This window comes from Pseudomonas sp. TE12508, from assembly GCF_056279485.1.
Map to the genome: position 1 here is coordinate 164,818 of NZ_JBWCCN010000013.1, position 25,900 is coordinate 190,717.

Consider the following 25,900-nt stretch of genomic DNA (forward strand, 5'->3'; position numbering starts at 1 on the left):
GTGCGTTTCGAGCCATTTCGGTCAAGGCTTCAGCTTGGCGACAGGTCCGGCGCTTTTAGATAGAGCGATTTACGACGAATATTTCACCACTTTCGTTATATCGTAACGAATTGTGATGTGAGCGATGGCTGGGGTGGTATGCAAGTCGATCTCGATGGCGATGGGGCACAAATAGCAGCGCTGCCGCGCTTTCAGCAGGCGGTCGTTCAAGGGCGTCGATTGCGGCAATTCGCAATTGGTTTGGGAGCCTTGGCGGCGATTGGGCTGGTACTGGCGTTTTTTGTCGGGCTATTTGCACCGCAGTCGCTCTGGCCGGTGTTGTTGGTCAATCAGAGCGCCGGTTTGCTGGTGCTGGTCGCCGGCCTGCAATCGGCCTGGTGGGTAACGCAGTGGCGCGCACGGGCGATGAATCCAGCATTGTCCGTGCCGGTGGTTGTCGCTGAGGAAGTTGTTGCCGCTGAAGGCTGGTACGAGCGGTTGCTGGACCGAATCAGCCAACGTTGGTTGCGCTTGCTAGGGCAGATCGGTGCGCCGACGCTATGGTTGGCTGGCTGGGCGTTATTGACGTTGTACAGCATCGAGCAAGTCTGGAATCTGACCTTGCCGCCCGCCGCGCTGGGGTTGTCGGCCAGTGTCGGCGCCACGCTGTCGTTGCTGCTGGCTTTTGGTTTGCTGGTGCTGGAGCGGCAACTGGCGCAGGAAAATGTCGCCCAGTGGCCCGAAGCAGGGCCGTTGGCGCAGCTGACACGGGTTGCGATTATTTGCCTGGTGCTCAGCGCCCTGTGTTTGTTGTTCGGCAGCGAAACATCGGTCTGGCCGGTGCGTCTGGCGGTGCTGATCGGCTTGCTGCCGGGGCTGGTCACCGTCGAGTTGCTGCTGCGGGCCGTGTTATCGCTGTTCAGTCCCCGTCGTGAACAGCTGGAACCGGCCTTGCTGGCGCGAAGCTTCGTCGCCGACATGCTGCGCTGGCCGCCGCAACCTTTGCTCGCATTGCAGCACGAGTTGCATAACCGCTTCGGTATCGACCTGCGGCAAATCTGGGCCTTTACCTACATGCGCCGGGCGTTTTTGCCGGTGCTGGCAGTGGTGGCTATCGTCGGTTGGTCGCTCACCGGCATTCACGAAATCCCCCTGCAAGGGCGCGGTATCTACGAGCGTTTCGGCAAACCGGTGGAGGTGTTCGGCCCTGGTTTGCACGCCGGTTTGCCATGGCCGCTGGGCCGCGTGCTGAGCGTCGAGAACGGCGTGGTCCACGAGTTGGCCACCAGTGTCGGTGAAGCGTCGGCACCGGTCGCGGCCGAACCTGCCGAAGGCCCGGCACCGGCGATTGCCAATCGCTTGTGGGACGCCAGCCATGTGAATGACAAATCCCAGGTCATCGCCAGTAGCCGCGCCGACAAACAGAGCTTACAGATCGTCAACATGGACGTGCGCTTCGTCTATCGCATCGGCCTGAGCGATCAGGCGGCGCTGGCAGCAACGTACAACAGCGCCGATGTGCCAACGTTGATCCGCAGCACCGCCAGCCGGATTCTGGTGCACGATTTCGCCTCGCGAACCCTCGATGGTTTGCTTGGCGAGGACAGGGTAGGGCTGGCCGAAGAGATCGGCCGTGCCGTGCAGGCTGACTTGCAAAAACTCGACAGCGGCGTGGAAATTCTCGCCACGGTGGTCGAGGCCATCCACCCGCCAGCGGGGGCGGCCAATGCTTATCACGGCGTGCAAGCGGCGCAGATTGCAGCTCAGGCATTGATTTCCCGTGAGCGCGGGGCTGCGGCCGAGGCGACCAACCAGGCGCAATTGCAGGCCAGCATCGCTCACGATCAAGCCACGGCCAGTGCTCATGAAATCAACTCGACCGCTCAGGCCGCCGACCTGAAATTTGCCGCCGAGCGAAAGGCTTATTCCAGCGCCGGCCAGGCCTTCGTGCTGGAGCAATACCTCAGTCAACTGACCCAAGGTTTGGCCAGCGCCAAGCTGCTGGTTCTCGATCATCGTTTGGGCGGCAGCGGTAATGCGCCGACCATCGACCTACGTACCTTCACGCTGCCGGCTGATCCTGCGCCGCCGCGTAATACCGTTCAGCCAGGAGCCGTCCATTGAGCCAGCCGACGCCTACACACAATCGCGATCACGATGACCACGTTGGCCACGATCACGGCCATGGCGGACATCACCACGGCCATCACCATCATCACCACGGTGATCCACACGAAGCTGGCCCTTTCCCGTGGCGGCGAATGGGATGGGCGGCGCTGCTGGTGGCGTTTGCCATTGCGGCGGCGAGCCTGGTGCAAGTGCGTTCGGGAGAGGCCACGGTCATCACTCGCTTCGGCAATCCATCGCGGGTGTTGCTGGAACCCGGTCTTGGCTGGCGCTGGCCGGCACCGTTCGAAGCGGCGATCCCGGTGGATCTGCGGCTGCGCACCACCTCCAGCGGTTTGCAGGATGTGGGCACGCGCGATGGTTTGCGCATCATCGTGCAAGCCTACGTGGCCTGGCAGGTGCAGGGTGATCCGGACAACGTGCAACGCTTTATGCGCGCCGTACAGAACCAGCCGGACGAAGCCGCGCGGCAGATCCGCACCTTTGTCGGCTCGGCGCTGGAAACCACCGCCAGCAGTTTCGATCTGGCCAACCTGGTGAACACCGATGCCAACCAAGTGCGCATCGCCGATTTTGAAGCGCAGCTGCGTCAGCAGATCGATCAACAGTTGCTCACCACTTATGGCGTGCGAGTGCTGCAAGTCGGCATCGAGCGTTTGACCTTGCCGTCGGTGACGCTCACCGCGACTGTCGATCGTATGCGCGCGGAGCGTGAAACCATCGCCACTGAACGCACGGCCATCGGCAAGCGGGAAGCTGCACAAATTCGCTCTGCGGCCGAGCGTGATGCGCGAATTGTGCAAGCCGATGCGACGGTGAAAGCTGCGGACATCGAAGCCCAATCCCGCGTCGAAGCCGCGCAGATTTACGGCCGTGCCTACGCCGGTTCGCCGCAGCTCTACAACTTGCTGCGCTCTCTCGATACCTTGGGCACTATCGTCGCACCGGGCACCAAACTTATTTTGCGTACCGATGCGGCACCGTTCCGGGTGTTGGTTGACGGTCCGCCGACGCTCGATAACAAGTCCGGGTCGCAGCCATGAGTTTAGTTCCACGTGGAACACATGAGTTGAGCAGCCCCTGGATTCAGGCCGGGCGCTTGGCTTTTCTGGCGCTTTACGCCGTGACTGTGCTGGCTGCGCTGGCGTGGGCATTCTCCAATGTGCGGCAAATCGACCCGCAAAATCGTGCCGTGGTGCTGCACTTCGGCGCACTGGATCGCATTCAAAATGCCGGTTTGCTGTTGGCATGGCCACGCCCGTTTGAGCAGGTAATCTTGTTGCCGGCAGCGGATCGGGTGATCGAACGTCGGGTGGAAAGTCTGCTGCGCTCGGATGCTGCATTGCAGGCGGATCGAGTGGCGAGTTTCGCCACGCCCATCAGCGATGCGCTTGCCGGCTCCGGTTATCTGCTGACCGGTGATGCAGGCGTGGTGCAACTGGATGTGCGGGTGTTCTACAAAGTCACTGAACCCTATGCCTTCGTTCTTCAGGGTGAACATGTGCTGCCGGCACTGGATCGGCTGGTGACCCGCAGTGCCTTGGCACTCACCGCTGCGCGAGACCTGGACACCATCCTGGTGGCTCGACCGGAACTGATCGGCGCCGACAATCAGGCCGCCGAACGTCGCGAACGTCTACGTGGCGATCTGGTGCGGGGCATCAATCAGCGCTTGGCCGAACTGACCGCGACCGGGCAGGGGTTGGGCATTGAAGTGGCGCGGGTCGATGTGCAATCGAGTCTGCCCGGCCCGGCGGTGAACGCATTCAACGCGGTGTTAACCGCCAGCCAGCAGGCCGACAAAGCCGTGGCCAACGCGCGCACTGAAGCCGAAAAGCTGACTCAGAGCGCCAACGAACAAGCCGACCGCACGCAGCAAGTGGCTCACGCCCAAGCCAGCGAACGCCTGGCCAAAGCCTCTGCCGACACCGCCACAGTGCTGAGCTTGGCCAAGGCGCAACAGCAGGGCACCGACCCGCAAATGCTGCTGCGTATTTACCGTGAACGGATGCCGAAGATTCTCGGGCAGGCCGGCTCGGTGACTACGGTTGATCCGAAAGACGATTCCCGCCTGATCATTCAGGGAGCTGCGCAATGACTGCCCAAACCGCCGCCGCGCCGAGCATGTTGTCCTCGGCTGAACAACGTAGCGCCGCGCGCCAGTTGACCCTGGCCATGCTTGCGCTTGGGTTGCTTGCGCTGGGCCTGATCTGGCGCTGGTTGTTGCCGGAGCAGACCGGAGTCAGCCAATTGCTATTGGGTTTTGCGTCCTTGCTGGTAGCCGTGCCGGTCATGCGCTCGGCGTGGTACAGCCTGCGTTATCCGAGCCTGCACGGGATCACCGATCAACTGATCGCCCTGGCCATGCTCGGTGCCTGGGCCACAGGCGATCTACTCACTGCGGCGTTGCTGCCGATCATCATGATCTTCGGCCACGTGCTGGAAGAGCGCAGTGTGATCGGTTCCCAGGAAGCGATTCATGCTCTCGGTAAACTGACCCGCAGCCATGCACGCAAGATTCAGGCTGACGGTTCCGTCGTTGAAGTCGACAACGGCACCCTCAAGGCCGGTGACCTCGTGGAGGTGCGTGCCGGTGATCGCGTGCCAGCGGATGGCCGAGTGTTGTCCGGTCAGGCAAGCCTCGACACCGCCTCGATCACCGGTGAGTCGGTGCCAATGGAGGCGGATGTGGGCATGTCGGTATTCGGCGGGGCGATCAATCTCGATGGCCTGCTGCGCATTGAAGTGACCCGCACCGGTAACGAATCGACCCTGGGTAAAGTCATTGCGCTGATGCAAAGTGCCGAACGTTCCAAGCCTCCAATCACCCGTTTGCTCGAACGCTACGCCGGAAGCTACATGGAGCTGGTGTTGCTGCTGGCCGCCGTGACCTGGTTTGTTACCAACGATGCGCAAGCGATGCTCGCAGTGTTGGTCGCGGCTTGCCCTTGCGCGCTGGTGTTGTCGGCACCGGCCACGGCCATTGCCGGGGTGGCGGTGGCGGCTCGGCACGGGATTCTGATTCGCAGCTCGGCGTTCCTCGAAGAGTTGGCTGACCTGACGTCGTTGGTGGTCGACAAGACCGGAACCCTGACGTTCGGCACCTTGCGCCTGCAGTCCATCGACAGTCCACTGGAGGATCGCAGTCACGTACTGAAGCTCGCCGCCAGCCTTGGTTCCGCCAGCAGTCACCCGGTCAGCCGCGCCTTGGCCGGGTTGGTCACTCAGGAACACTTTCTGCTGCTCTCTGACATTCATGAGCGTCAGGGGCTGGGTGTCGTGGCGATGACCGAGCAGGGCGAAGCGGCCCTCGGTCGTCCGGAGCTGTTCGCGCAACTGGGCATCGCCACATCAGCGGTGCCCGAACACGACGGCCCGATTGCCGGGCTGGCACTCAACGGTGAATTTCTCGCCTGGCTGTTGCTCGCTGACAGTGTCAAACCCGAGGCGCGGTTTGCCCTGAGCGAATTGCGTGAATTGGGTTTGGGTCGTCAGTTGTTGCTCACCGGGGATCGGCAGAGTGTTGCGCACACGCTGGCCCGGGATGTGGGCATCAGCGATGTCGAAGCCCAGGCCTTGCCCGAGGACAAACTCAATCGTGTGCTGAAAGAAATCGGCAGCGGATTCCGGCCGATGGTGGTGGGAGACGGCATCAACGATTCCCTGGCGCTCAAGGCCGGTGTGGTCGGTGTGGCCATGGGCGCAGGCGGTGCGGACATCGCGTTGGCTTCGGCCGATATCGTACTGATCGGCAGCGACCTGCGCCGGCTCGGAACCTGTGTGCGCTTGAGTCGCCAATGCCGCCAGACCTTGCAGGTCAATGTGATTATCGGGTTGGGCTGGACCCTGGCCATCGTCGCGTTCGCCGCATTCGGCTGGCTCGGCGCGGCAGGGGCGATGATTGCCGCGCTGTTGCACAATTTGAGCACGTTATTAGTGCTCGGGAATGCCGGGCGTTTGCTACGCTTTCAGGAACCCCTACTCAAGCTTAAGGATGAGGTGTGAGCGTCTACAACTTTTCAGAACTGTGTGCCGGATTTGTAGTCATCTAGGGTAAGGCGGTCATTTTCAACGATCGCCCGTGGGATGGTTTCAGTGTTGCAGGCAACACCGGGAATAGAAAAAGGCTATTAATTCGATAGCCTGCTATTTTTCAAGGATGGTCTACCCTCAGATTTGACGTCTGAAACAAGGGGGACTTTTCATGCTCGCGCAACTTCCACCGGCCTTACAGAATCTGCAATTACCGCTACGCTTGCGACTCTGGGACGGCCATGAGTTCAATCTGGGGCCGACGCCCAGCGTCACCATTGTGGTCAAGGACCCACACATGGTTACCCAGTTCACCCATCCCAGCCTCGACGCGTTGGGGGCGGCGTTTGTCGAAGGCAAGCTGGAGCTGGAAGGCTCTATCAGCGATGTGATTCGTGTCTGCGATGAATGGAGTCAGGCGCTGATCAACGAGGACGAAGATGAGCAACCGGTGCGCTCGGTTCACGACAAGGAAACCGATGCCAAAGCCATCTCCTACCACTACGACCTCTCCAACGCGTTTTACCAACTGTGGCTCGACAGCGACATGGCGTATTCCTGCGCCTATTTCGAAACCGGCAGTGAAACTCTCGAACAAGCTCAACAAGCCAAGTTTCGTCACCTGTGCCGCAAGCTGCGGTTGCAACCAGGCGAGTATCTGCTGGATGTCGGTTGCGGCTGGGGCGGGTTGGCGCGTTATGCGGCTCGTGAGTTCGGCGCGAAGGTGTTCGGGATCACACTGAGTAAGGAGCAATTGGAGCTGGCCCGTGAACGGGTGAAAGCCGAAGGCCTGGAGGATCAGATCGAATTGCAACTGCTCGACTACCGCGATTTGCCTCAGGACGGGCGCTTCGACAAGGTGGTCAGCGTCGGCATGTTCGAACACGTTGGCCATGCGAATCTTGCCGAGTACTGCAAAACCTTGTTCGGCGCGGTGAAAGAGGGTGGCTTGGTGATGAACCACGGGATCACCGCCAAACACATCGACGGTCGTCCGGTCGGGCGCGGTGCCGGTGAGTTCATCGAGAAGTACGTGTTCCCCAACGGCGAGCTGCCGCACCTGTCGATGATCTCGGCCGAGATCAGCGACGCGGGGTTGGAGATCGTCGACGTCGAGAGTCTGCGCCTGCATTACGCGCGGACCCTGGACCACTGGAGCGAACGCCTGGAAGACAATCTGGAAGCTGCCGGCAAACTGGTGCCAGAACAGGCTTTACGGATCTGGCGGTTGTACCTGGCGGGATGCGCCTATGCCTTCGCCAGAGGCTGGATCAACCTACATCAAATCCTCGCGGTGAAAGCCCATCCCGATGGCAGCCATGAACTGCCGTGGACCCGCGACGACATTTACAATTAGAGAATCGGTGAAATAAGCCGGGCGATCCGCATGCCGACCTGTTGCAGGCGGTGGGTCTCCCGGCTTTCTTCTTTGGCGATTTCGTGAGCCTGGGCGAAGTCATCGTTGAGCATCTGTTCCACTTCGGCAGCAAACGCACTGTCGACCGTCAGCAACATCACTTCGAAATTCAGCCGGAACGAACGGTTGTCCATGTTGGCGCTGCCAATGGCGCTGATTTCGCTGTCGATCAGCACCACTTTCTGATGCATGAACCCCGGCTGGTAACGGAACAGGCGTACGCCAGCACGTACGGCTTCGAAGGCGTAAAGGCTGGACGCGGCGTAGACGATCCGGTGATCCGCCCGCGACGGCAACAAAATCCGTACATCCACACCACGCAATACTGCCAGTCGTAACGCGGCGAACACCGCTTCGTCGGGGATGAAGTAAGGGGTGGTGATCCACACCCGTTCCATCGCCGCATGGATGGCTTCGACAAAGAATAGCGAACAGGTTTCGTAGGAATCCGCCGGGCCGGTGGCCAGCAATTGGCAGAGCACGCCGTCATCCGGATAAACCTCCGGCAGGATCAATGGTGGAAGCGAACGGGCTGCCCAGAACCAGTCTTCGGCAAAGGACTCCTGCATGCAGGCCACCACCGGCCCGCGCACTTGCACGTGGGTGTCGCGCCATGGCGCCAGGGGTGGTTTCTCGCCCATGTATTCGTCGCCGACGTTGAGGCCGCCGACAAAACCGACAATCCCGTCGACCACGACGATCTTGCGGTGGTTGCGGAAATTTACCTGAAAGCGGTTGAGCCAGCCGCTGCGGGTGGCGAAGGCTTTGACCTCGATCCCGGCATCGCGCAATGGTTGCACATAACCATGGGGCAGGGAGTGGCTGCCGATGCGGTCGTAGAGCAAGTAAATCGCCACGCCTTCGGCAGCTTTCTTGGTCAGCAAGGTGTGCAAGCGTTGGCCGAGGCGATCGTCGTGGATGATGAAGAACTGGAGCAATACCGCTTGCCGGGCGTTACTGATGGCGTCGAAAATCGCATCGAAGGTGGCTTGGCCATCAATCAATAGGTGTACTTCGTTATTCGCCAGGCACGGCATGCGCCCCAGTTTCGGCATGGCCCTCAACGACGCGTAGGCGCTGGAGGCACGAGCAGTCAGCGCCTCTTCTACCCAGGGGCGCCAGTTCAGCTCGGAGATTGCCTTGCGCATTTCCTCGTTGGCTTGCCGCCGGGCCTTGATATAGCCATCGAAGGTGCTGCGGCCGAAGACCAGATAAGGGATAAGCGTGAGGTAGGGAATGAACAGCAGTGACAGAGCCCAGGCTATCGAGCCCTGAGCGGTCCGAACGGTCAATACGGCATGGATGGCGGCAATCGAGCCCAGCGCGTGCAGCAGAGCGATCAGATAACCGAAAACATGCGGTCCAAAGTAATCCATGGGGCAGCCTTGCTCCTGAAGATTCAATGCTTAACAGACCATGTTCCGGGCAGAATGTCGCTATTTAATTGGCCCATGAACCGAAGCCCGTGGCTGACGTCTAACGGCCACTAATGATCAGGAGTTACTCGATGAACGTTCGTCTGCTGGGTTTGGCCATTGCGTTTGGTTTGACACTGCCTGTGGCTGCTCAGGCGCAGATGTTGCAGCCGGGCTTGTGGGAAATGACTTCAAGCAACATGAAGGTCGATGACCAGAACCTGCCCGATCTGCAACTGATCCTCGGCCAGATACAGAGTCAGATGACTCCTGAACAGCGCGCGCAGCTGGAGAAGCAGGGCATCACCATGGGCGGTAAGGGGATTCGGGCGTGCCTGACGCCCGAGCAGGTGAAGACCGACAACATTCCACTGACGGACCCACAATCGGGCTGCAAGCAGCAAATCACCGAACGTACCGGCAACCAGTGGAAATTCCGTTTCAGCTGCCCGAAAGCGCAAGGTGCGGGTGTCGCGACATTCCTCAGCGATCGTGAGTTCACCACCAAGGTCAACGGCACCTTCAACGCCACCGGCATTCAGCAGAAGGGTAGCCTCGATACTCGCGCTGTGTGGTTGGGCCAGGATTGCGGCACAGTGAAGCCAAGAGCCTAAAAGCATCGCGGGCAAGCCCGCTCCCACAAGGTCATACGCGATCCCTGTGGGAGCGGGCTTGCCCGCGATGACGTCCGTTTAGTCACCTTGAATCTTGGGCGGATTCAACAATTCACACACCGCCTCAATCCCTTTCTCCCCGAAGTTCTCTCCGCTGCCGCTGCGCATACTGACAAACCCGCCTTCCTTTTCCTTCTCTCCCACTACCAACAGATACGGCACTTTCTGGCTGTGCTGGCGAATCTTGTGGCTGATTTTCTCGTTACGCAGATCCGAGTTGGCCCTCAGTTCGCGGCGGCGCAGTGCCTGGGTCACTGAGTGCGCATAAGCGGTCTGACGTTCATCGATGTTCACGACCATCACCTGCGGCGGCGCTCGCCAGGTGTCCAGCTCCTGTTGGCTGGACCAGCACGTGCCGTAGATCCGTTGCTGCGACGTGCCGCTGATATGGTTCAGAGTGAACGCTTGCAATACCTTGGTGGTGGGAACATGCGGGCCTGCTGCGAAACTTTCAAAATCCCCCAAGCGATACAGCGATAACTGTTCGGTTGACGTCGCCTGGGGAGCTGGTTCCCGGCGGATCGAATGGTTGGTCGCCGCCAGTGCATGCATGCGCGCTTCAATAACAGGCAGCTCGGCCAGAGTTAAAGAGCGCTGGAAAGCAAACTCATAAAAGAAACCGTCACCTAGCGACGATCCGGTCCGCAATTGCGCGTGCGGAAAAAGCTGTTTGACGGCCATGGCCAACATCAGCGCGCAGGAACGGCGAAGGATCTCCAGGCCATCGGGCTCCTGGGGCGTGACGATACTGACCCGGGCATCGCCCTCGATCAGGAACCCACAGTCCACCAACACGCCGTCGACCCGACCGGCCACCGCCACGTTGGCCAACCCGAGACTGATACTCGCAGCGACTTCATACACAGTCAGCGGCTGATCGTACTCACGCAATGAACCATCGGGCAGGGTGATGTGGACCATGATCGTGTTCTCGAATGTTTTCGATAACGCGCGCTAGCGCATAAACCGTAGGGCTAAACCCTGGCAGCTGTCATTAAGACGTTGGTCGTGCCAGGCAATTTGCCCCGACACGACCGTAGTGGTGACGCTGTGGCGAAAACAATGGTGGGTGAAGGGCGTCCAGCCACATTGCGAAAGGATCGGCTGCCGGGAAACCGCAACGCCATCGGGCTCGGGTTTAATCAATACCAGATCTGCCCAATAGCCTTCGCGCAGGTAGCCGCGGTCGGGGATGGCAAACAAATCGGCGACCCGATGACTGGTCTTGGCCACGAGGGTGGTGATCGGCAATATCTCATCGGACACCAGCTCCAGCAACGCGGGCAGGGCGTGTTGCACCAACGGCAAACCGGACGGCGCCTGGCTGTAGGGTCGCTGTTTCTCGGCCCAGGTATGAGGCGCGTGATCGCTGCCGATCACATCCAGTCGATTGCTCAACAATGCTTTGCGCAAAGCATCGCGGTCGGCCTGAGTCTTGATCGCCGGGTTGCACTTGATCAGGTTGCCAAGGCTCGGGTAGTCGTGATCATCGAACAGCAAGTGATGCAGGCAGACTTCGGCGGTGATGCGTTTCTGTGCCAGCGGCTGGTCTTCAAACAGCGCCAGCTCACGGGCGGTGCTCAAGTGTAAAACGTGCAGTCGGGTGCCGTGTTGCCTGGCCAGATCAACGGCCATTGAGGAGGAGCGAAAGCACGCTTCGGCGTTGCGGATCAGCGGGTGAGCGGCGGGTGGAAGGTGCTCGCCGAACAGCTCTCGCAGGTTTGCGGCATTGGCTTCGATGCTGGGTGTGTGTTCGCAGTGAGCCAACAAAATGGTCGGCACCTCGGCGAAGAGCCGCTCGAGAATCCGTGGATCGTCCACCAGCATGTTGCCGGTGGAGGCGCCCATGAACACTTTGACTCCGGCCACCTCACAAGGATTGAGCGCGGCGACGGTATCGAGATTGTCGTTGCTCACGCCGAAATGAAAACCGTAATTGGCCACTGAGCTGGTCGCCGCTCGACGCTTCTTGTCGGCCAGCGCAGCGAGGGTCAGGGTGGCAGGGGAGGTGTTGGGCATGTCCATGAAGCTGGTGATGCCGCCGGCCACCGCCGCTCTGGATTCGGTATGGAAGCTGCCCTTGTCCGGCGCTCCGGGATCGCGGAAATGCACTTGGTCATCGATCATGCCCGGCAGCAACCATTGGCCGTTGGCGTCGATTTCCACGGCGGCCGTTTCACCTTCTATGCTGCTGGCGATCTTGACGATGCGACCATGGCTTACCAGCAAATCGCCGTCGAATTCACGACCTTCATTCACCAGCCGGGCGTTGCGAATCAACACGCTGCTCATGGTCAGAACTCGTTTTGCAGGGCTTTGTAGCCCCGCACCAAATCAACATTGGTACGCGCCACGTCCTCGGAAAACTCCGAGGCACTGACGCTCACCGGTGGGAACTGCGACAGGTCAGTGTTGGGGCCGATGCGCGTGGTGGAGGGCACGTAGAAGTCTTCAGGCAAGTCACGACCATCGACCACCGAGTTGTGCCGCACCACGCAACCGTCGCCCACCGCGCAGTTGAACAGTACGCTGTTGAACCCGATGAATACGCGATTACCAACGGTGCAGGGGCCATGCACGATGGAGCGGTGGGCGATAGAGCTGAACTCGCCGATGGTCACCGCCGCCCCCGACTTGGAGTGGATCACCACGCCGTCCTGGATGTTCGAATTGGCGCCGATGGTGATCGCTTCCATCTCGCCCGAGTCGTCCACTTCGTCGGCGCGAATCACCGCATAGGGACCGACGAACACGTTCTCGCCAATCACCACTTTGCCGCAGATGATGGCGGTTTTATCCACGTACGCCGACTCCGCAATCAACGGAAGATCACCCGAAGGATTTTTGCGGATCATGGCTTGTTCAACGCCTCATACAAGGTGTTGAGGTTGTATTCGAACAACCCGGCGAACGTGCTGGCCGGGCCAGTCGTCGCGAGGGCATCGGAGTACAGCGTGCCGCCGATATGCGCGCCGCTTTCATCGGCGATTTGCTTGAGCAGGCGTGCGTCCTTGATGTTTTCCATGAACACCGCTTTGACCTTGGCCTGACGGATCTGCGTGATCAGCGCAGCGACTTCGGCGGCCGACGGTTCACGTTCGGTAGACAGTCCTTGTGGCGCCATGAAGTCGATGCCGTAAGCCTGACCGAGATAGCCGAAGGCGTCATGGGAGGTCACGATTTTGCGATTACCCGGCGGCAGCGAACCGAGCTTGGTTTTGGCCTCGGCGAGCAAGGCATAGATCTTTTTCAGGTAGGCCTGGCTGTTGTGTTCGTAGTCGGTTTTGTTGGCAGGGTCGGCGGCGATCAGCGCTTTGGTGATGTTGCTGATGTACAACTCGGTGTTCGCCAGGTTGTGCCAGGCGTGTGGGTCGGGAATGGTTTCGCCGTCTTCATTCAGCGAGCGTGGAATGACACCGTGGCTGGCGCTGATGACCGGGGCTTTGGTCTCGGTGCTGGTCACCAGACGGTCCAGCCATGGCTCGAAACCTAGCCCGTTCTTGATGATCAATCTGGCCTTGAGCAATGCCTTGGCATCGTCCGGGGTCGGTTCGTAGGTGTGGGCATCGGCGTCCGGCCCGACCATGTTGGTGATCTGAATATGGTCGCCGCCGACCTGATGGGTCATGTCGGCGAGGATGCTGAAGCTGGTGACTACCTGGAGTTTTTCTGCTGCAGACAGCGACATCGACAGCATCAAACTGAACAGCACGAGTAAAGCGCGCATCGGGTTACACCTCATTGGGATGTGAGCAAAGGCGGGCGGCGCAGCAAACCGTGCACCGGACCGAACACCACGGACAGCAGATACAAAGCGCCAGCCACCATCACGATCGCCGGGCCGCTGGGTAGCGAGTAGTAGAACGACAGCAACAAGCCGAACCAGACCGAGAGGCAGCCGAGCAACGCGGCGATGACCATCAGTACCGGCAAGCGACGACTCCAGAAGCGAGAAGCGGCGGCCGGCAACATCATCAAACCGACCACCATCAGGGCGCCGATAGCCTGGAAACCGATCACCAGGTTCAGCACCACCAGCGTCAGAAATACCCCATGAGCCAGTGGCCCGAGGCGGCTGACGGTTTGCAGAAATAGCGGGTCGAGGGTGTCCAGCAACAGGGGTTTGTAGATGAGGGCCATGGCGATCAGGCTGAAGCCCGAGACCCAAATCATGCCGGTCAAAGTCGGCCCATCTACCGCGAGCGCCGAGCCAAACAGTAGGTGCAACAGGTCCAGTCGCTTACCGGCAATGCCGAGGATCAGCACGCCGCTGGCCAGCGATATCGGGTAGATCGCGGCCAGGCTCGCGTCTTCCCGCAGGCCGGTGCGGCGGGTGATCCAGGCGGCCAGTCCGGCCATACTCAGGCCAGCGCCGAGGCCACCAATGGTCAACGCGGGCAGACTCAACCCGGCGAACCAGAAGCCCAATGCGGCGCCGGGCAAGATGCCGTGAGCCACCGCGTCACCGATCAGGCTCATGCGTCGCAGAATCAAAAACACCCCAAGCGGTGCCGTGCTGCACGCCAGAACGAGACCACCAAGCAACGCCCGGCGCATGAATACGAATTCGTGGAACGGTTGCCAAAGCTGAGCGGCAGCGATCATCAAGCCACCTGCGTCTGAGGTTGTTGGCGAATCAGGTCGGTACTGGGGCCGAGGACGCAGCCGCTGCTTTTGATCAATAGGGCTTGGGGGATGTGTTGGCGCACGGCGGCCAGGTCATGACACACCACCACCAGCGTTCGACCTTCGGCATGCCAGGCATGGATGTGTTTCCAGAGCAGCGCCTGGCCGAGTTCGTCGAGCGCGGCATGGGGTTCGTCGAGCAACAACAAGGGGGCTTCTGCAAGACTCAACCGGGCGAGCAGGGCACGCTGCAATTCGCCCCCGGAGAGAGCCATCAATGGGCGATGTTCCAGGCCACTCAGGCACCAGTCTTCCAGCGCAGACTTGAGGCGTTGGCTGCGAATTTCCGGAGTTTGCTTGCTGCCCCAGAAACCTGCTGCCACCAACTCTTGCAGGCTGATGGGGAATTGCCGGTCCAGGTGTTGTTGCTGAGGCAGGAACGAAAGGCCGCCTTTGCGTGGAACATCAATGATGACTTTTCCGGTCAGTGGCTTTTGCAGACCGGCAATGACTTTTAGCAGGCTGCTTTTACCCGAACCGTTGGCACCGATGACGGCGGTCAGACTTCCTTTGGGCAATTGGAAATCCACCGACGGAGTGAGCGGTTGACCGGGAGCGCCCCAGCGCAAGGCTTGGCATTGGATCATGCGGCCTCCCAATTCCAGCGACTTTCGGCGACAGCATCGTGGGCATGAAGACTTTCGGCGTGAACGACTCGCACGTGAAAGGCGTTGATTCCGGCGGAGCGTTTCAGGGCCAGGTTCAAGCGTCGAGCGGCGTCTTCGCAGAACATCAGGTTCTGTCCATTGGCGAGGGCGAAGGCTTGTTCATCGGCGCGTTTCACGGCGGTTTGCACTGCGGTGCCGAGGGCTGCTTCCGCATCGTTGATCGCGGCGATCAGCGGCAGGTCATCCAGATAATCGTCCAGACGCAACTGCAATCGCGCATTGCTGCGTTGGCTATGCGGCGTGGCGACGATGCCTTTCGTGGAACCGAGCCAAGCCAGAACGTCGGCGTGTTGCAGCGACTTGTTGGCAAAGTCATCCACGAATTGTTGTTGAATCAACTGCCGCGAAAGTGCCGCTGAGCACGGGCAGGTTGAGGAATAAGGAACATCGATTTTTAGTTCCACGTGGAACATCGCGTTTTTCAAACTGGCTTCGATGCTCACCGGATAAGTTTTCCAACCGGCTAGCGGACTGATGAGCGCGGGTCTTTTGAGCAATAGATCGGTGTGAATTTTTAGGTAAGCGTTGCGGGAAAGTCCTTCATGGGTTTCGAGAAAATTTTGCAAGACTCGCCGCAATAACGCGGGCGAAAGGTTCTCCTGCTCAAGCATTTCCAACGCCAGATACAGCCGCGACATATGGATGCCGCGCGCCTCTCCATCGTCGAGGCTAACGCCAGCGTCGGCCTTTGCGCTCAGTCGCTGGCCATCGAATAAAACAGGAAGAGCAATGCCGCACATGCCCACCCAATCGAGTGGCAGGGCTTGGCGTGAGGCCTGCGCGGCGATATCCGGCAGAGTCAGCGCATTCATGAGCAGGTCCATCGTGGGAGTTGATTTGGCATGTTATATTATAACAATCAAATCGACGATGCCTTTTTCGTGAGCAGGCTTTCACCATGCACAGACGTCACTTGCTCAACCTGATTCTGGCCAGCGCGGCCTTCGCTTTACCCTTTGGTGTGTCGGCCACGCAAATTCGCAATGCACGACTGTGGCGTTCCGATGACAAGTTACGACTGGTGTTCGATCTGAGCGGGCCGGTGCAATACAAGACGTTTTCCCTGAGCGCTCCGCAGCGGCTGATCATTGATCTGAGTGGCGCCAATCTCAGTGGCGATTTCAGTCAGTTAGCACTCGGCAATACGGTGATTCGCTCAATCCGCTCCGGACATTTCGGTCAAGGCGATACGCGGATCGTCCTCGACCTCAGCGGCCCGGTGCAGCTCAACAGTTTCCTGCTGCCGCCCCAGGACGGGCAGGGGCACCGATTGGTGCTCGATCTGAAGACCGCCGCGCCGCTACAGATTGCGGCGGTGCCGTCGGAAAAACCTGAACCCGTCCCCGACAAGGCTCACCCCAAGCGCGACATCATCGTGGTGGTCGACCCGGGTCACGGCGGCAAAGACCCGGGCGCGGTCGGTGCCAAAGGTGAGCGGGAAAAAGACGTGGTGCTGTCGATCGCCCAATTGCTGGCCAAGCGGCTGAAGCGCGAGAAGGGCTTCGACGTGAAACTGGTGCGCAACGACGACTTCTTCGTCCCGCTGCGTAAACGCGTGGAGATCGCCCGCAAGCACAATGCCGACATGTTCATCTCGGTTCATGCGGACGCGGCGCCGCGTCTCACCGCTTCAGGTGCGTCGGTGTACTGCCTGTCCGAAGGCGGCGCGACCTCGGCCACGGCGCGTTTCATGGCGCAACGGGAGAACGGTGCAGACCTGCTGGGTGCCACCAGCCTGCTCAATCTCAAGGACAAGGATCCGATGCTCGCCGGGGTGATTCTCGACATGTCGATGAACGCCATCATCGCCGCCAGTTTGCAACTGGGCAGTACGGTGCTTGGCAGCCTGGCAGGCATCACCACGCTGCATCAGAAGCGCGTGGAACAAGCGGGATTCGCTGTATTGAAGTCGCCGGATGTGCCGTCGATTCTGGTGGAAACCGGCTTCATCTCAAACCCCCGCGACAGCCAGCGACTGGTGACTGCCCGTCATCAACAAGCCGTGGCGGATGGTTTGTTCGAAGGTTTGCAGCGCTATTTTCAGAAGAACCCACCGATGAACAGCTACATCGCCTGGCAACAGGAACAGAAAAAGATGCAGGCCTAGCAGCCGGTCATCCGGCTGCACGTGAACTTGCCGCTGCTGCCGCCGGAGCTGGAAAACCGATTAATGGTTGTCCAGCCAACCCGGCGGTTGTAGCCGACCCAGGCTTCGCCATCGGACGCGATGCCCGTGAAGAATGTCAGTTGCCCGTAGCGGCTGTTGGTTTGCGCCCATTGGCGTTTGCCGGCTACTTCGAAGCCGCGCAGATAGATCGTGCTACCGACGGTGTTAACGCTGTAAGCATTGCCATCGGCATCTACGCAGGCCAGCAGATTGGCGCTACGGGTGCAGTTGGCCAGGCTCGGGATTTGTCCCCAGGCATCGACCGCAATCAGCAGCGAAAGGCTCAATAGCGAGAGTTTCAGGGCGTTTCCCATGGCATTTCTCAAAAGGGCGGACGGTTTAAAGCATCGTGCCCTTTGTCGTGAGTAACAAGAGGGGAGTGGCTTATTTGTATTGTTATACTATAACATAAAAATACACCCGTTCTGATGATCCACCGCCATGACTGAACAAGAACTCCTCGCTCAACCCGCCGCCGATTACATGAACGACGCCCAGCAAGGCTTCTTTCGCGAGCTGTTGCTGGCTCAGCGCAGCGAGCTGCAGGAGCGCATTGCCGGCGAGTTCGACGCGTTACGCGAGCAGGAACCCCACAGCGATCCCGCCGATATCGGCAGCGCCGAAGAACAGCGCCAGTGGCAACTGCGCCTGCTGGAGCGGGAAAAGAAGCTCCTGGACAAGATTGCCGAAGCCCTCGAACACCTGGCTCGCGGTGAGTACGGCTGGTGCCGCGAAACCGGTGAGCCGATCGGTCTCAAGCGCCTGCTGCTGCGACCCACCGCCACTTTGTGTATTGAAGCCAAAGAACGTGAAGAGCTGCGCGAACGCCATCAACGGGCGATTTGACCGGCCACATCCTGATGAGGAATACCTGATGCCCAATCGTCTCCCCGTGACCGTCCTGTCGGGCTTTCTCGGTGCTGGAAAAAGTACACTTCTTAATTACGTACTACGTAATCGCGAAAATTTGCGTGTCGCGGTGATCGTCAATGACATGAGTGAGATCAACATTGATGGCAGCGAAGTTCAGCGCGATGTCAGCCTGAACCGTGCCGAAGAAAAACTCGTGGAAATGAGTAACGGCTGCATCTGCTGCACCTTGAGGGAAGATTTGCTCGAAGAAGTCAGCAAACTCGCCAGAGACGGTCGTTTCGATTACCTGCTGATCGAGTCCACGGGGATTTCCGAGCCTTTGCCCGTAGCGGAAACCTTCACGTTTCGCGATGAAGAAGGGCAGAGCCTGGCCGACATCGCGCGGCTAGACACCATGGTTACCGTGGTCGACGGCATGAACTTCCTGCTCGACTATCAGGCCGCCGAAAGCCTCGCTTCCCGTGGCGAAACCCTGGGCGAGGAGGACGAACGCTCGATCACTGACCTGTTGATCGAGCAGATCGAATTCGCCGACGTGATCCTGATCAGCAAGATCGATTTGATCAGCAGCCGCGAACGCCAGGAGTTGATCGCGATCCTCGAACGGCTCAATTCCCAGGCGGAAATCATTCCGATGGTCATGGGCGAAGTGCCGCTCAAGAAAATCCTCAACACCGGGCGCTTCGACTTCGAAAAAGCCGCTCAGGCGCCGGGATGGTTGCAGGAATTGCGCGGTGAACACGTGCCGGAAACCGAGGAATACGGTATCGCCTCCACGGCCTATCGGGCGCGGCGACCGTTTCATCCACAACGCTTCTTCAGCTTCATCGACCGTCCGTGGGTGAACGGCAAATTGCTGCGCTCCAAGGGCTATTTCTGGCTGGCCAGCAAACACAGGGATGCTGGTAGCTGGTCCCAGGCCGGCGGTTTGATGCGCCACGGTTTTGCCGGGCGCTGGTGGCGTTTCGTGCCGAAAAACCAGTGGCCGCAAGACGAAGAAAGCACCGCAGGGATCATGGAAAACTGGACGGCCGCCACCGGTGATTGCCGTCAGGAACTGGTGTTTATCGGCCAGAACATCGACTTTGCGCAACTCGCCGCCGAACTCGATAACTGCCTGCTGACGGATGCTGAAATGGCCTTGGGTGTCGAGGGGTGGCAGTTACTGCCCGATCCGTTCGGTCCTTGGCACGAAGAGGCGGCCGCATGATGTTGGCGCCCAGTCTTAAGCTGCGACCGGTCATTCGTCAGGTTCAAGGTGATACGCCAAAAGCGCTGACCGGAATTCTGGACGACGGCATAAACCTGGCCCTCTGGCAACGCCAACTCCCAGCGCACATTGCCGATTTCGGTCGTTTGTTGTTGTCCCTGAACGAGCCGCTGGCCGAGTCGCTGTCCCTGGAAATGCCCGGCGATGACGCCGAACCCAATCTCCACGGTTTAGCCTCAGGCTTCAGCGATCTGGAAGGTTACGAAGGCTTTATCGCTGATGTTTCCTGGCTGGTCAGCGCCTTCGCCTGCCTGTTGGGCGCCGAGCGTATCGGCCTGCGCCTGCGGGTTCTGGACACAGCCATGTGCCCGCGTTTCCACGTCGATCATGTGCCGGTGCGGTTGATCACCACCTACGCAGGTATCGGCAGCCAATGGCTGAAAGAAGGGGCGATGGATCGCCAGCAATTAGGCAAACCTGAGGCCGAACCGCCGGATGAGTCGCTGATACAGCAGATCACCAGTGGCGAAGTGGCGCTGCTTAAAGGGGAGAAGTGGCACGGCAACGAAGGCTTCGGTTTGATCCACCGTTCGCCGCAACCAGCGCCGGGCGAGCGTCGTTTGATTCTGACCCTCGACTGGCTGAGTTAACTGCTCAAGGTTTGAGCCAGGTTCCCTGGCTCTGCGCTTCGCAAAACGGCTTCAAATATGCCGCATCGGTGGCCACGCCGTAATAGTGAATATCCTGCCGGTAAGGCATATTGGCAACTTGAGCGTTGCTGCACACCCCGAACGCGCCGGTAGGGCATTGGTCGACGTACTGCACCTCGACTTTCTGCCCGGGCAAATTCGGCTGGCAGAATCCGTCGGCGAACAGTTTTTCCGGGATGTTGCGGTTTTGCTGGCAGACCTTCACGTCGAGCCGCTCAGCCGTGCTGTGCACCACGCAGGCCTGAGCCAGCGCTTCGCCCGACGTGAGCGCCAGAAGCAACGACCATCCCATCAACCGCATTCTTTACCTCCTCAGAAAACCTCGACCATGTTGCAGAACATTCCCACCCACGTCATTGCCGGCCCGTTGGGGGCCGGCAAGACCAGCCTGATCAAGCACCTGCTGGCACAGCGGCCCGCGGGTGAGCGCTGGGCAGTGTTGATCAACGAGTTCGGCCAGATCGGCCTTGATGCCGCGCTGTTGACCCAGGACGCCGATGGTATCGCACTGGGGGAAGTGGCCGGGGGCTGTTTGTGTTGCGTCAATGGTGCGCCGTTTCAGATCGGCCTCGGGCGGTTGCTGCGCAAGGCACGACCGGATCGACTGTTCATCGAACCCTCCGGGCTAGGGCATCCGGCGCAGTTACTCCGGCAATTGAGTGAGGTTCCGTGGCAAGGCGTCCTGGCGGTGCAGCCGTGCGTGCTGGTGCTGGATGCTCAGGCGCTCGCGGCCGGGAAACCGTTGCCTGCGGCGCAACAGCAAGCCATGGACAGTGCCGGGTTGCTGTTGCTGAACAAGGCGGAAGGCCTCGACGATAGTGATCGCCAGCGAATCGCCGCGCGGTTGCCGAAACGTCCCTTGTACTGGACGCAGCAAGCCGTCTTGCCATTGAGTGAGTTACCGGGGCTCGGGGCTCAGGCTGTCGGGGGTGTGGATAACTTTGTCGTGCCCAAGGGATTGGCGAAGATGCCGGCCATCTGGACCGACCCCACGCTGCCGATTTGCTTGAGTCAGGCGCAGGAAGGTGGCTGGAGTGTTGGATGGCGGTGGCATCCGAGTCAGGTATTCGATGCCGTATTGATCGGGAAATGGCTTGAGCGCCTTGAATGGCGGCGGGCGAAGCTGGTTATCCACAGCGCCGAGGGGTGGGTGTCGGCGAATGCGGTGGATAACTCGTTACTGGATTGGCAGATCAGTGAATGGCGTCGGGATTCGCGCATGGAGTTGATTTTCAGTGAGCAGCAGGATGTTGAGGTGTTGCAGGAAGGTCTGGCGGGATGCAGGGCTCAAGCGAATTAGCTGATTTTTGCGCAGTCTGTGAAGGCCTCTTCGCGAGCAAGCCCGCTCCCACAGGGGGCTGTGATGTGCACACAAGTTGTGCAGCACAACAGATCAAATGTGGGAGCGGGCTTGCTCGCGAATGGATTTAACTGACAACAACTACCTTCAAGGCCGCCACTTGGTGTGTTCTTGCCGCCACTGGCTCAGTTCAATCACCTCGGCTCTGGGCTTCGCGATATCGACCACCGGCGGAGTGTCGTCGAACGGCATCGGGTAGGGCGCGAGCTCGATCTGTGCGCTGTGGGCGCCGAACTGGGTGATGGTGCCGGTGTGGCGGGTTTCGCCGGTCACGGTGAATTCGAAGTTATACACACGGGCCAGGCGCCGACGGCCGTTGGCGTCTTTAATGAAAGCGATCTTCTTCAAGGCTACGTTGCCGTCCAGCAGCTCGATCCGAAGCTTGGCGCAATGCTGCATGACCCGCTCCAGCGCACGTTCGCGCAAGCCGTGGTTGTGCCACAACCACGCGCCACCGGTGGCGAGCAGCATCAGCACGAAGATGTTTCCGAGGGTCAGCATCAACAGGGTGCTCCAACAAGATAGTGCCAGCTTAACTGCGTCGCCGGTCTGTCGTACAGGCTGCGTTTAGTCGCATACTGCGCGGCTCGAATTTCAATCGTTTGACGGAAAACTCACCGCATGAAACGTACGCCCCATGTGCTCGCCATCCAGTCCCACGTGGTGTTCGGCCACGCTGGCAACAGCGCCGCGGTTTTCCCGATGCAGCGGGTCGGGGTGAACGTGTGGCCGCTCAATACCGTGCAGTTCTCCAACCATACGCAATATGGCCAGTGGGCCGGGGAAGTGCTGGCTCCGCATCAGATTCCGGAATTGGTAGAAGGAATCGCGGCGATCGGTGAGCTGGGCAATTGCGATGCCGTGTTGTCCGGCTACCTCGGCAGCGCGGCCCAGGGCCGGGCGATTCTCGCGGGCGTGGAACGAATCAAATCGATCAATCCCAAAGTGGTATACCTCTGCGACCCGGTGATGGGCCATCCGGAGAAGGGCTGCACCGTTCCAGCCGAGGTCAGCGATTTTCTGCTGGAAGAGGCGGCAGCGGTGGCCGACTTCATGTGCCCGAACCAGTTGGAGCTGAACAGCTTCTCGGGACGCAAGGCGCAGTCATTGTTCGATTGCCTGGCCATGGCGCGAGCGCTGCTGGCGCGCGGTCCGAAGGCGGTGCTGGTCAAGCATCTCGACTATCCCGGCAAACCGGCAGAGGGTTTCGAGATGTTGCTGGTGACCGCTGAAGGCAGCTGGCACCTGCGTCGGCCGCTGCTGGCGTTTCCACGTCAGCCGGTGGGCGTTGGCGATCTGACCGCCGGGCTGTTCCTGGCGCGTGTGCTGCAGGGTGACAATCTGGTGAGCGCCTTCGAATTCACCGCGGCCGCGGTGCATGAAGTGATGCTGGAAACCCAGGCTTGCGCCAGCTATGAGCTGGAACTGGTGCGGGCGCAGGACCGGATCGCCCATCCGCGGGTGCGGTTCGAAGCGACCTCAATCAGCCTGTAATCGGGTGGTTGTCCCAATCGCGAGCAGGCTCGCTCCCACAAGGTTATCGCTGTACCTGTGGGAGCGAGCCTGCTCGCGATAGCGATCTGAAGAGCGCTGGATAACTGTCTGCTCAGGCGTCGCCCTTGATGTCCTGATAACGCTTTTCCAGTTCCTGACGAATCTGCCGACGCTGCTGGGCCTGCATGTACCGACGCTTGTCTTCACTGTTCTGCGGTTGCAGCGGCGGGACCGCGGCCGGTTTGCGCTGGTCATCCACCGCGACCATGGTGAAGAAGCAGCTGTTGGTGTGGCGCACCGAGCGCTCGCGGATGTTCTCGGTCACGACCTTGATGCCCACCTCCATCGAGGTGTTGCCGGTGTAGTTGACCGACGCCAGAAAGGTCACCAGTTCGCCGACGTGAATCGGCTCGCGGAAGATCACCTGATCCACCGACAGGGTTACCACATAGCGGCCGGCATAGCGGCTGGCGCAGGCGTAGGCCACTTCATCGAGGTATTTGAGCAGGGTGCCACCGTGGACATTGCCAGAGAAATTGGCCATGTCGGGGGTCATCAATACCGTCATCGACAGCTGGGCGTTTCCGGGTTCCATAACGTACTCACGGGTTCAAGGCAGGATTCGGGGTTACACCTCTGCGGGTGCTTGGTTTTTCAAACCAACAGTTATCGGGACGCCGGGCGGATGGTCGCCGTCACGCCCGGATCGATCTGTTTCCATATATTGCACCGCCTTTCTGCCAGAAGTCGCAGTGTTACCCTTCGAAAGGCCACTCCAAGGAGCCTACGCCATGCATGCCATCAGTTTCATTCAGGATCTGGCAGTGATCATGTTGATCGCGGGTGTGGTGACCGTGCTCTTTCATCGTCTCAAACAACCGGTGGTGCTCGGCTATATCGTCGCCGGCTTCATCATCGGCCCGCACACGCCGCCGTTCAGCCTGATCCACGATGAAGCAACCATCAAGACCCTCGCCGAGCTCGGGGTGATTTTCCTGATGTTCTGCCTGGGCCTGGAGTTCAGCTTGCGCAAGCTGTTCAAGGTTGGCGCCACGGCGTTTATAGCGGCTTTCCTGGAAATCGTCCTGATGATCTGGATCGGCTATGAAATCGGCCGCTGGTTCGACTGGAATACCATGGACTCGCTGTTCCTCGGTGCGATCCTGGCGATTTCCTCGACCACCATCATCGTCAAGGCGCTCAACGACCTGAAGATGAAGAACGAACGTTTTGCCCAATTGATCTTCGGCGTGCTGATCGTCGAAGACATCCTCGGCATTGGCATCATCGCGTTGCTGTCGAGCATCGCGGTCAGTGGAACAGTCAGTTCCGGCGAGGTCTTTTCCACGGTCGGCAAGCTTTCACTGTTCATGATTGTCGCACTGGTTATTGGCATTCTGCTGGTGCCCCGACTGCTGGCCTATGTGGCCAAATTCGACAGCAACGAGATGCTGCTGATCACCGTACTGGGCCTGTGTTTCGGCTTCTGCCTGTTGGTGGTCAAACTTGAATACAGCATGGTCCTCGGCGCGTTCCTGATCGGCGCGATCATGGCTGAATCGCGACAACTGCTAAAGATCGAGCAGTTGATCGAGCCGGTTCGCGACCTGTTCAGTGCCATCTTCTTCGTCGCCATCGGCCTGATGCTCGACCCGATGATCCTGCTGCAATACGCCTGGCCGATCGCGGTGATCACCGTGGCTGTGGTGTTGGGAAAGATGTTGTCCTGCGGCCTCGGTGCCTTTATCGCTGGTAATGACGGACGCACCTCACTGCGCGTGGGGATGGGGCTCTCACAGATTGGCGAATTCTCTTTCATCATTGCGGCGTTGGGCATGACGCTGCAGGTCACCAGCAACTTTCTCTACCCGGTGGCGGTGGCCGTCTCGGTGATCACCACGCTGTTGACGCCGTATCTGATTCGCGCGGCCGATCCGCTGTCGATCAAGCTTGCTGCGGTGATGCCACAGCGTCTGGGCCGTGTGCTCGGGATGTATGGCGAATGGCTGCGCAGCATTCAGCCTCAGGGCGAGGGTGCACTGTTGGCGTCGATGATCCGGCGGATTCTGTTGCAGGTAGGGGTCAATCTGGCGTTGGTGATTGCGATCTTTTTCTCGGGCGCGTTCTTCGCCGAGCGCATGTCCGTTTACCTGCAAGGCTGGATCAGCGACCCGAGCTGGCAGAAAGCGTTGATCTGGGGTGGGGCGTTGCTGTTGTCACTGCCGTTCCTGATCGCCGCCTATCGCAAGCTCAAGGCGCTGTCGATGCTGCTGGCAGAGATGGGTGTGAAGCCGGAAATGGCCGGCCGCCACACACAGCGAGTGCGTCGGGTAATCGCCGAAGTGATTCCGATCCTCTCGCTGTTAGTGATTTTCCTGCTGCTGGCAGCCTTGTCGGCCAGTATTCTGCCGACCAACAAGTTGCTGGTGCTGATCGTCATAGTCGCGGCCGCGGTGGCGGCGCTGCTCTGGCGCTGGTTCATCCGTGTGCATACGCGAATGCAGGTGGCCTTGCTGGAAACGCTGGACAATCACAAGGAATCGTCCGGGCATTGAACACGCGATGCATCAGGGTAAATCAGCTTTCCAGCCAGACGTCCCGCGCCCAGTGCCATACCGATTCCCAGGTTTCTTCGGCGAGCAACTCTTCTTCAGCCAGCCACAGCACCACGGTGCCGTCTTCTTCGACCAGGTAGTAATTGTCACCGTCCTGGCAGATCGGAATCATGCTGCGATCGACGCCTGCGTCCCAGGCGTTGGCGGCAACGTCCGGCAGGTAGGTGTGGGACTGCGGATCGGTGACAGTCACTGGCTCCAGGCTGCCGTAGACCACGTCGCTGACGGTCAGCAAAAATTCTCTGAAGACGAATGGGATATCGATGAACAGTTGCTCTTCGATTTCCACAATCTGATCTTCGTCAGGCAATTCCAAGGGGACCGGTACCGGTTCGTTGGCTTCACGCAGTTGTTCGATGATTTCTTCCACGTCCGGGATCCTCTTGCTTGATGGCGCGGTTTAGTTGGGGCGGTTTATACAGTAGCTCGCTATAGATGCAACCGCGAAATAGAAAACCCCGGCCGAGGCCGGG

The 25,900-nt window shown here is 59.7% G+C and carries 26 protein-coding genes; 13 read left to right on the plus strand and 13 right to left on the minus strand.

Going from position 1 to position 25,900, the window contains the following annotated elements; all coding sequences use genetic code 11:
* Window positions 1-138 precede the first annotated feature (138 nt).
* The 5 genes from hflK (ACZ9IM_RS19050) to cfaB all read left to right on the plus strand — a co-directional run bounded on the left by hflK (ACZ9IM_RS19050) (window position 139) and on the right by cfaB (window position 7,495).
* A complete protein-coding gene (gene hflK / locus ACZ9IM_RS19050) occupies window positions 139-2,103 on the plus strand; it encodes a protease modulator HflK (protein WP_476224713.1) in 1,965 nt (654 codons plus the stop codon).
* The gene (gene hflC, locus ACZ9IM_RS19055; RefSeq protein ID WP_476224691.1) at window positions 2,100-3,149 is read left to right on the plus strand and encodes a protease modulator HflC; all 1,050 of its coding nucleotides are present in this window, start codon (window positions 2,100-2,102) and stop codon (window positions 3,147-3,149) included. The genes hflK (ACZ9IM_RS19050) and hflC overlap by 4 nt, the downstream gene beginning before the upstream one ends.
* The gene (gene hflK, locus ACZ9IM_RS19060) at window positions 3,146-4,204 is read left to right on the plus strand and encodes a protease modulator HflK (protein ID WP_476224692.1); all 1,059 of its coding nucleotides are present in this window, start codon (window positions 3,146-3,148) and stop codon (window positions 4,202-4,204) included. Before hflC ends, hflK (ACZ9IM_RS19060) begins: the two co-directional genes overlap by 4 nt.
* A complete protein-coding gene (locus ACZ9IM_RS19065; protein WP_476224693.1) occupies window positions 4,201-6,111 on the plus strand; it encodes a heavy metal translocating P-type ATPase in 1,911 nt (636 codons plus the stop codon). The genes hflK (ACZ9IM_RS19060) and ACZ9IM_RS19065 overlap by 4 nt, the downstream gene beginning before the upstream one ends.
* A 199-nt stretch (window positions 6,112-6,310) precedes the next feature.
* Window positions 6,311-7,495, plus strand: a complete 1,185-nt coding sequence (gene cfaB / locus ACZ9IM_RS19070) for a C17 cyclopropane fatty acid synthase CfaB (RefSeq protein WP_427626300.1) — start codon at window positions 6,311-6,313, stop codon at window positions 7,493-7,495.
* On the opposite strand, the gene cls is transcribed toward cfaB, so the two are convergent.
* Window positions 7,492-8,931, minus strand: coding sequence for a cardiolipin synthase (gene cls, locus ACZ9IM_RS19075; RefSeq protein WP_476224694.1), 1,440 nt, complete (start codon window positions 8,929-8,931; stop codon window positions 7,492-7,494). The two genes, cfaB and cls, sit on opposite strands and share 4 nt — an antisense overlap.
* 131 nt (window positions 8,932-9,062) lie before the next feature.
* Here cls and ACZ9IM_RS19080 point away from each other — a divergent pair, with 131 nt between their 5' ends.
* Window positions 9,063-9,584 (plus strand): DUF3617 domain-containing protein, encoded by a 522-nt coding sequence (locus ACZ9IM_RS19080; protein ID WP_008007839.1) that lies wholly within the window; start codon window positions 9,063-9,065, stop codon window positions 9,582-9,584.
* Between the two features lie 78 nt (window positions 9,585-9,662).
* On the opposite strand, the gene ACZ9IM_RS19085 is transcribed toward ACZ9IM_RS19080, so the two are convergent.
* Genes ACZ9IM_RS19085 through folE2 form a run of 7 tightly spaced genes read right to left on the minus strand, consistent with a single transcriptional unit; the run spans window position 9,663 to window position 15,810 of the window.
* Window positions 9,663-10,565 (minus strand): His/Gly/Thr/Pro-type tRNA ligase C-terminal domain-containing protein, encoded by a 903-nt coding sequence (locus tag ACZ9IM_RS19085; protein WP_427626296.1) that lies wholly within the window; start codon window positions 10,563-10,565, stop codon window positions 9,663-9,665.
* Window positions 10,566-10,598: 33 nt separating this feature from the next.
* The gene (locus tag ACZ9IM_RS19090; RefSeq protein WP_476224695.1) at window positions 10,599-11,936 is read right to left on the minus strand and encodes a dihydroorotase; all 1,338 of its coding nucleotides are present in this window, start codon (window positions 11,934-11,936) and stop codon (window positions 10,599-10,601) included.
* Window positions 11,937-11,938: 2 nt separating this feature from the next.
* Window positions 11,939-12,499, minus strand: coding sequence for a gamma carbonic anhydrase family protein (locus tag ACZ9IM_RS19095; protein WP_008007834.1), 561 nt, complete (start codon window positions 12,497-12,499; stop codon window positions 11,939-11,941).
* Window positions 12,496-13,371: a metal ABC transporter substrate-binding protein gene (locus tag ACZ9IM_RS19100; RefSeq protein ID WP_476224696.1), complete on the minus strand. Its 876-nt coding sequence runs from the start codon at window positions 13,369-13,371 to the stop codon at window positions 12,496-12,498. Before ACZ9IM_RS19100 ends, ACZ9IM_RS19095 begins: the two co-directional genes overlap by 4 nt.
* Window positions 13,372-13,382: 11 nt before the next feature.
* Entirely contained in the window at window positions 13,383-14,249 is an 867-nt protein-coding gene (locus tag ACZ9IM_RS19105) for a metal ABC transporter permease (RefSeq protein WP_476224697.1), read from the minus strand.
* Window positions 14,249-14,917: a metal ABC transporter ATP-binding protein gene (locus ACZ9IM_RS19110; protein WP_427626288.1), complete on the minus strand. Its 669-nt coding sequence runs from the start codon at window positions 14,915-14,917 to the stop codon at window positions 14,249-14,251. The genes ACZ9IM_RS19105 and ACZ9IM_RS19110 overlap by 1 nt, the downstream gene beginning before the upstream one ends.
* Entirely contained in the window at window positions 14,914-15,810 is an 897-nt protein-coding gene (gene folE2 / locus ACZ9IM_RS19115) for a GTP cyclohydrolase FolE2 (RefSeq protein ID WP_008073590.1), read from the minus strand. Before folE2 ends, ACZ9IM_RS19110 begins: the two co-directional genes overlap by 4 nt.
* 86 nt (window positions 15,811-15,896) lie before the next feature.
* On the opposite strand from folE2, the gene ACZ9IM_RS19120 reads away from it, so the two are divergent.
* Entirely contained in the window at window positions 15,897-17,105 is a 1,209-nt protein-coding gene (locus ACZ9IM_RS19120; protein WP_476224698.1) for an N-acetylmuramoyl-L-alanine amidase, read from the plus strand.
* Here ACZ9IM_RS19120 and ACZ9IM_RS19125 read toward each other — a convergent pair.
* Window positions 17,102-17,479, minus strand: a complete 378-nt coding sequence (locus ACZ9IM_RS19125; protein ID WP_063342061.1) for a hypothetical protein — start codon at window positions 17,477-17,479, stop codon at window positions 17,102-17,104. The genes ACZ9IM_RS19120 and ACZ9IM_RS19125 overlap by 4 nt on opposite strands.
* 127 nt (window positions 17,480-17,606) lie before the next feature.
* On the opposite strand from ACZ9IM_RS19125, the gene dksA reads away from it, so the two are divergent.
* From dksA to ACZ9IM_RS19140, 3 genes are read left to right on the plus strand one after another with little or no spacing between them, the layout of a single operon-like run.
* On the plus strand, window positions 17,607-18,011 hold the full coding sequence (dksA, locus tag ACZ9IM_RS19130; RefSeq protein WP_427626284.1) for an RNA polymerase-binding protein DksA: 405 nt from the start codon (window positions 17,607-17,609) through the stop codon (window positions 18,009-18,011).
* A 28-nt stretch (window positions 18,012-18,039) separates the two neighbouring features.
* Window positions 18,040-19,248: a zinc metallochaperone GTPase ZigA gene (gene zigA / locus ACZ9IM_RS19135; RefSeq protein WP_476224699.1), complete on the plus strand. Its 1,209-nt coding sequence runs from the start codon at window positions 18,040-18,042 to the stop codon at window positions 19,246-19,248.
* On the plus strand, window positions 19,248-19,898 hold the full coding sequence (locus ACZ9IM_RS19140) for a DUF1826 domain-containing protein (protein WP_476224714.1): 651 nt from the start codon (window positions 19,248-19,250) through the stop codon (window positions 19,896-19,898). The genes zigA and ACZ9IM_RS19140 overlap by 1 nt, the downstream gene beginning before the upstream one ends.
* Window positions 19,899-19,902: 4 nt before the next feature.
* Here ACZ9IM_RS19140 and ACZ9IM_RS19145 read toward each other — a convergent pair whose 3' ends face one another.
* Complete coding sequence (locus ACZ9IM_RS19145; RefSeq protein WP_008073576.1) at window positions 19,903-20,259, minus strand: hypothetical protein; 357 nt, start codon at window positions 20,257-20,259, stop codon at window positions 19,903-19,905.
* A 27-nt stretch (window positions 20,260-20,286) separates the two neighbouring features.
* Here ACZ9IM_RS19145 and ACZ9IM_RS19150 point away from each other — a divergent pair, with 27 nt between their 5' ends.
* Window positions 20,287-21,258: a CobW family GTP-binding protein gene (locus ACZ9IM_RS19150; protein ID WP_476224700.1), complete on the plus strand. Its 972-nt coding sequence runs from the start codon at window positions 20,287-20,289 to the stop codon at window positions 21,256-21,258.
* Window positions 21,259-21,405: 147 nt separating this feature from the next.
* On the opposite strand, the gene ACZ9IM_RS19155 is transcribed toward ACZ9IM_RS19150, so the two are convergent.
* Complete coding sequence (locus tag ACZ9IM_RS19155; RefSeq protein ID WP_007896535.1) at window positions 21,406-21,819, minus strand: DUF3301 domain-containing protein; 414 nt, start codon at window positions 21,817-21,819, stop codon at window positions 21,406-21,408.
* 120 nt (window positions 21,820-21,939) lie between these two features.
* On the opposite strand from ACZ9IM_RS19155, the gene pdxY reads away from it, so the two are divergent.
* On the plus strand, window positions 21,940-22,812 hold the full coding sequence (gene pdxY, locus ACZ9IM_RS19160; RefSeq protein ID WP_476224701.1) for a pyridoxal kinase PdxY: 873 nt from the start codon (window positions 21,940-21,942) through the stop codon (window positions 22,810-22,812).
* A gap of 112 nt (window positions 22,813-22,924) precedes the next feature.
* Here the strand turns inward: pdxY and ACZ9IM_RS19165 are convergent, their stop codons facing one another.
* Window positions 22,925-23,407, minus strand: coding sequence for an acyl-CoA thioesterase (locus tag ACZ9IM_RS19165; RefSeq protein WP_007896533.1), 483 nt, complete (start codon window positions 23,405-23,407; stop codon window positions 22,925-22,927).
* 196 nt (window positions 23,408-23,603) lie between these two features.
* Here ACZ9IM_RS19165 and ACZ9IM_RS19170 point away from each other — a divergent pair, with 196 nt between their 5' ends.
* Window positions 23,604-25,367 (plus strand): cation:proton antiporter, encoded by a 1,764-nt coding sequence (locus ACZ9IM_RS19170; RefSeq protein WP_476224702.1) that lies wholly within the window; start codon window positions 23,604-23,606, stop codon window positions 25,365-25,367.
* 22 nt (window positions 25,368-25,389) lie between these two features.
* On the opposite strand, the gene ACZ9IM_RS19175 is transcribed toward ACZ9IM_RS19170, so the two are convergent.
* On the minus strand, window positions 25,390-25,797 hold the full coding sequence (locus tag ACZ9IM_RS19175; protein WP_008073570.1) for an SMI1/KNR4 family protein: 408 nt from the start codon (window positions 25,795-25,797) through the stop codon (window positions 25,390-25,392).
* Window positions 25,798-25,900 lie beyond the last annotated feature (103 nt).

Excerpts from the sequence above, each read along its gene's own strand:
- hflK (WP_476224713.1), top strand. The coding sequence starts at position 139 with ATGCAAGTCGATCTCGATGGCGATGGGGCACAAATAGCAGCGCTGCCG.
- hflK (WP_476224692.1), top strand. The coding sequence starts at position 3,146 with ATGAGTTTAGTTCCACGTGGAACACATGAGTTGAGCAGCCCCTGGATT.
- ACZ9IM_RS19065 (WP_476224693.1), top strand. The coding sequence starts at position 4,201 with ATGACTGCCCAAACCGCCGCCGCGCCGAGCATGTTGTCCTCGGCTGAA.
- cfaB (WP_427626300.1), top strand. The coding sequence starts at position 6,311 with ATGCTCGCGCAACTTCCACCGGCCTTACAGAATCTGCAATTACCGCTA.
- cls (WP_476224694.1), bottom strand. The coding sequence starts at position 8,931 with ATGGATTACTTTGGACCGCATGTTTTCGGTTATCTGATCGCTCTGCTG.
- ACZ9IM_RS19080 (WP_008007839.1), top strand. The coding sequence starts at position 9,063 with ATGAACGTTCGTCTGCTGGGTTTGGCCATTGCGTTTGGTTTGACACTG.
- ACZ9IM_RS19085 (WP_427626296.1), bottom strand. The coding sequence starts at position 10,565 with ATGGTCCACATCACCCTGCCCGATGGTTCATTGCGTGAGTACGATCAG.
- ACZ9IM_RS19090 (WP_476224695.1), bottom strand. The coding sequence starts at position 11,936 with ATGAGCAGCGTGTTGATTCGCAACGCCCGGCTGGTGAATGAAGGTCGT.
- ACZ9IM_RS19095 (WP_008007834.1), bottom strand. The coding sequence starts at position 12,499 with ATGATCCGCAAAAATCCTTCGGGTGATCTTCCGTTGATTGCGGAGTCG.
- ACZ9IM_RS19100 (WP_476224696.1), bottom strand. The coding sequence starts at position 13,371 with ATGCGCGCTTTACTCGTGCTGTTCAGTTTGATGCTGTCGATGTCGCTG.
- ACZ9IM_RS19105 (WP_476224697.1), bottom strand. The coding sequence starts at position 14,249 with ATGATCGCTGCCGCTCAGCTTTGGCAACCGTTCCACGAATTCGTATTC.
- ACZ9IM_RS19110 (WP_427626288.1), bottom strand. The coding sequence starts at position 14,917 with ATGATCCAATGCCAAGCCTTGCGCTGGGGCGCTCCCGGTCAACCGCTC.
- folE2 (WP_008073590.1), bottom strand. The coding sequence starts at position 15,810 with ATGAATGCGCTGACTCTGCCGGATATCGCCGCGCAGGCCTCACGCCAA.
- ACZ9IM_RS19120 (WP_476224698.1), top strand. The coding sequence starts at position 15,897 with ATGCACAGACGTCACTTGCTCAACCTGATTCTGGCCAGCGCGGCCTTC.
- ACZ9IM_RS19125 (WP_063342061.1), bottom strand. The coding sequence starts at position 17,479 with ATGGGAAACGCCCTGAAACTCTCGCTATTGAGCCTTTCGCTGCTGATT.
- dksA (WP_427626284.1), top strand. The coding sequence starts at position 17,607 with ATGACTGAACAAGAACTCCTCGCTCAACCCGCCGCCGATTACATGAAC.
- zigA (WP_476224699.1), top strand. The coding sequence starts at position 18,040 with ATGCCCAATCGTCTCCCCGTGACCGTCCTGTCGGGCTTTCTCGGTGCT.
- ACZ9IM_RS19140 (WP_476224714.1), top strand. The coding sequence starts at position 19,248 with ATGTTGGCGCCCAGTCTTAAGCTGCGACCGGTCATTCGTCAGGTTCAA.
- ACZ9IM_RS19145 (WP_008073576.1), bottom strand. The coding sequence starts at position 20,259 with ATGCGGTTGATGGGATGGTCGTTGCTTCTGGCGCTCACGTCGGGCGAA.
- ACZ9IM_RS19150 (WP_476224700.1), top strand. The coding sequence starts at position 20,287 with ATGTTGCAGAACATTCCCACCCACGTCATTGCCGGCCCGTTGGGGGCC.
- ACZ9IM_RS19155 (WP_007896535.1), bottom strand. The coding sequence starts at position 21,819 with ATGCTGACCCTCGGAAACATCTTCGTGCTGATGCTGCTCGCCACCGGT.
- pdxY (WP_476224701.1), top strand. The coding sequence starts at position 21,940 with ATGAAACGTACGCCCCATGTGCTCGCCATCCAGTCCCACGTGGTGTTC.
- ACZ9IM_RS19165 (WP_007896533.1), bottom strand. The coding sequence starts at position 23,407 with ATGGAACCCGGAAACGCCCAGCTGTCGATGACGGTATTGATGACCCCC.
- ACZ9IM_RS19170 (WP_476224702.1), top strand. The coding sequence starts at position 23,604 with ATGCATGCCATCAGTTTCATTCAGGATCTGGCAGTGATCATGTTGATC.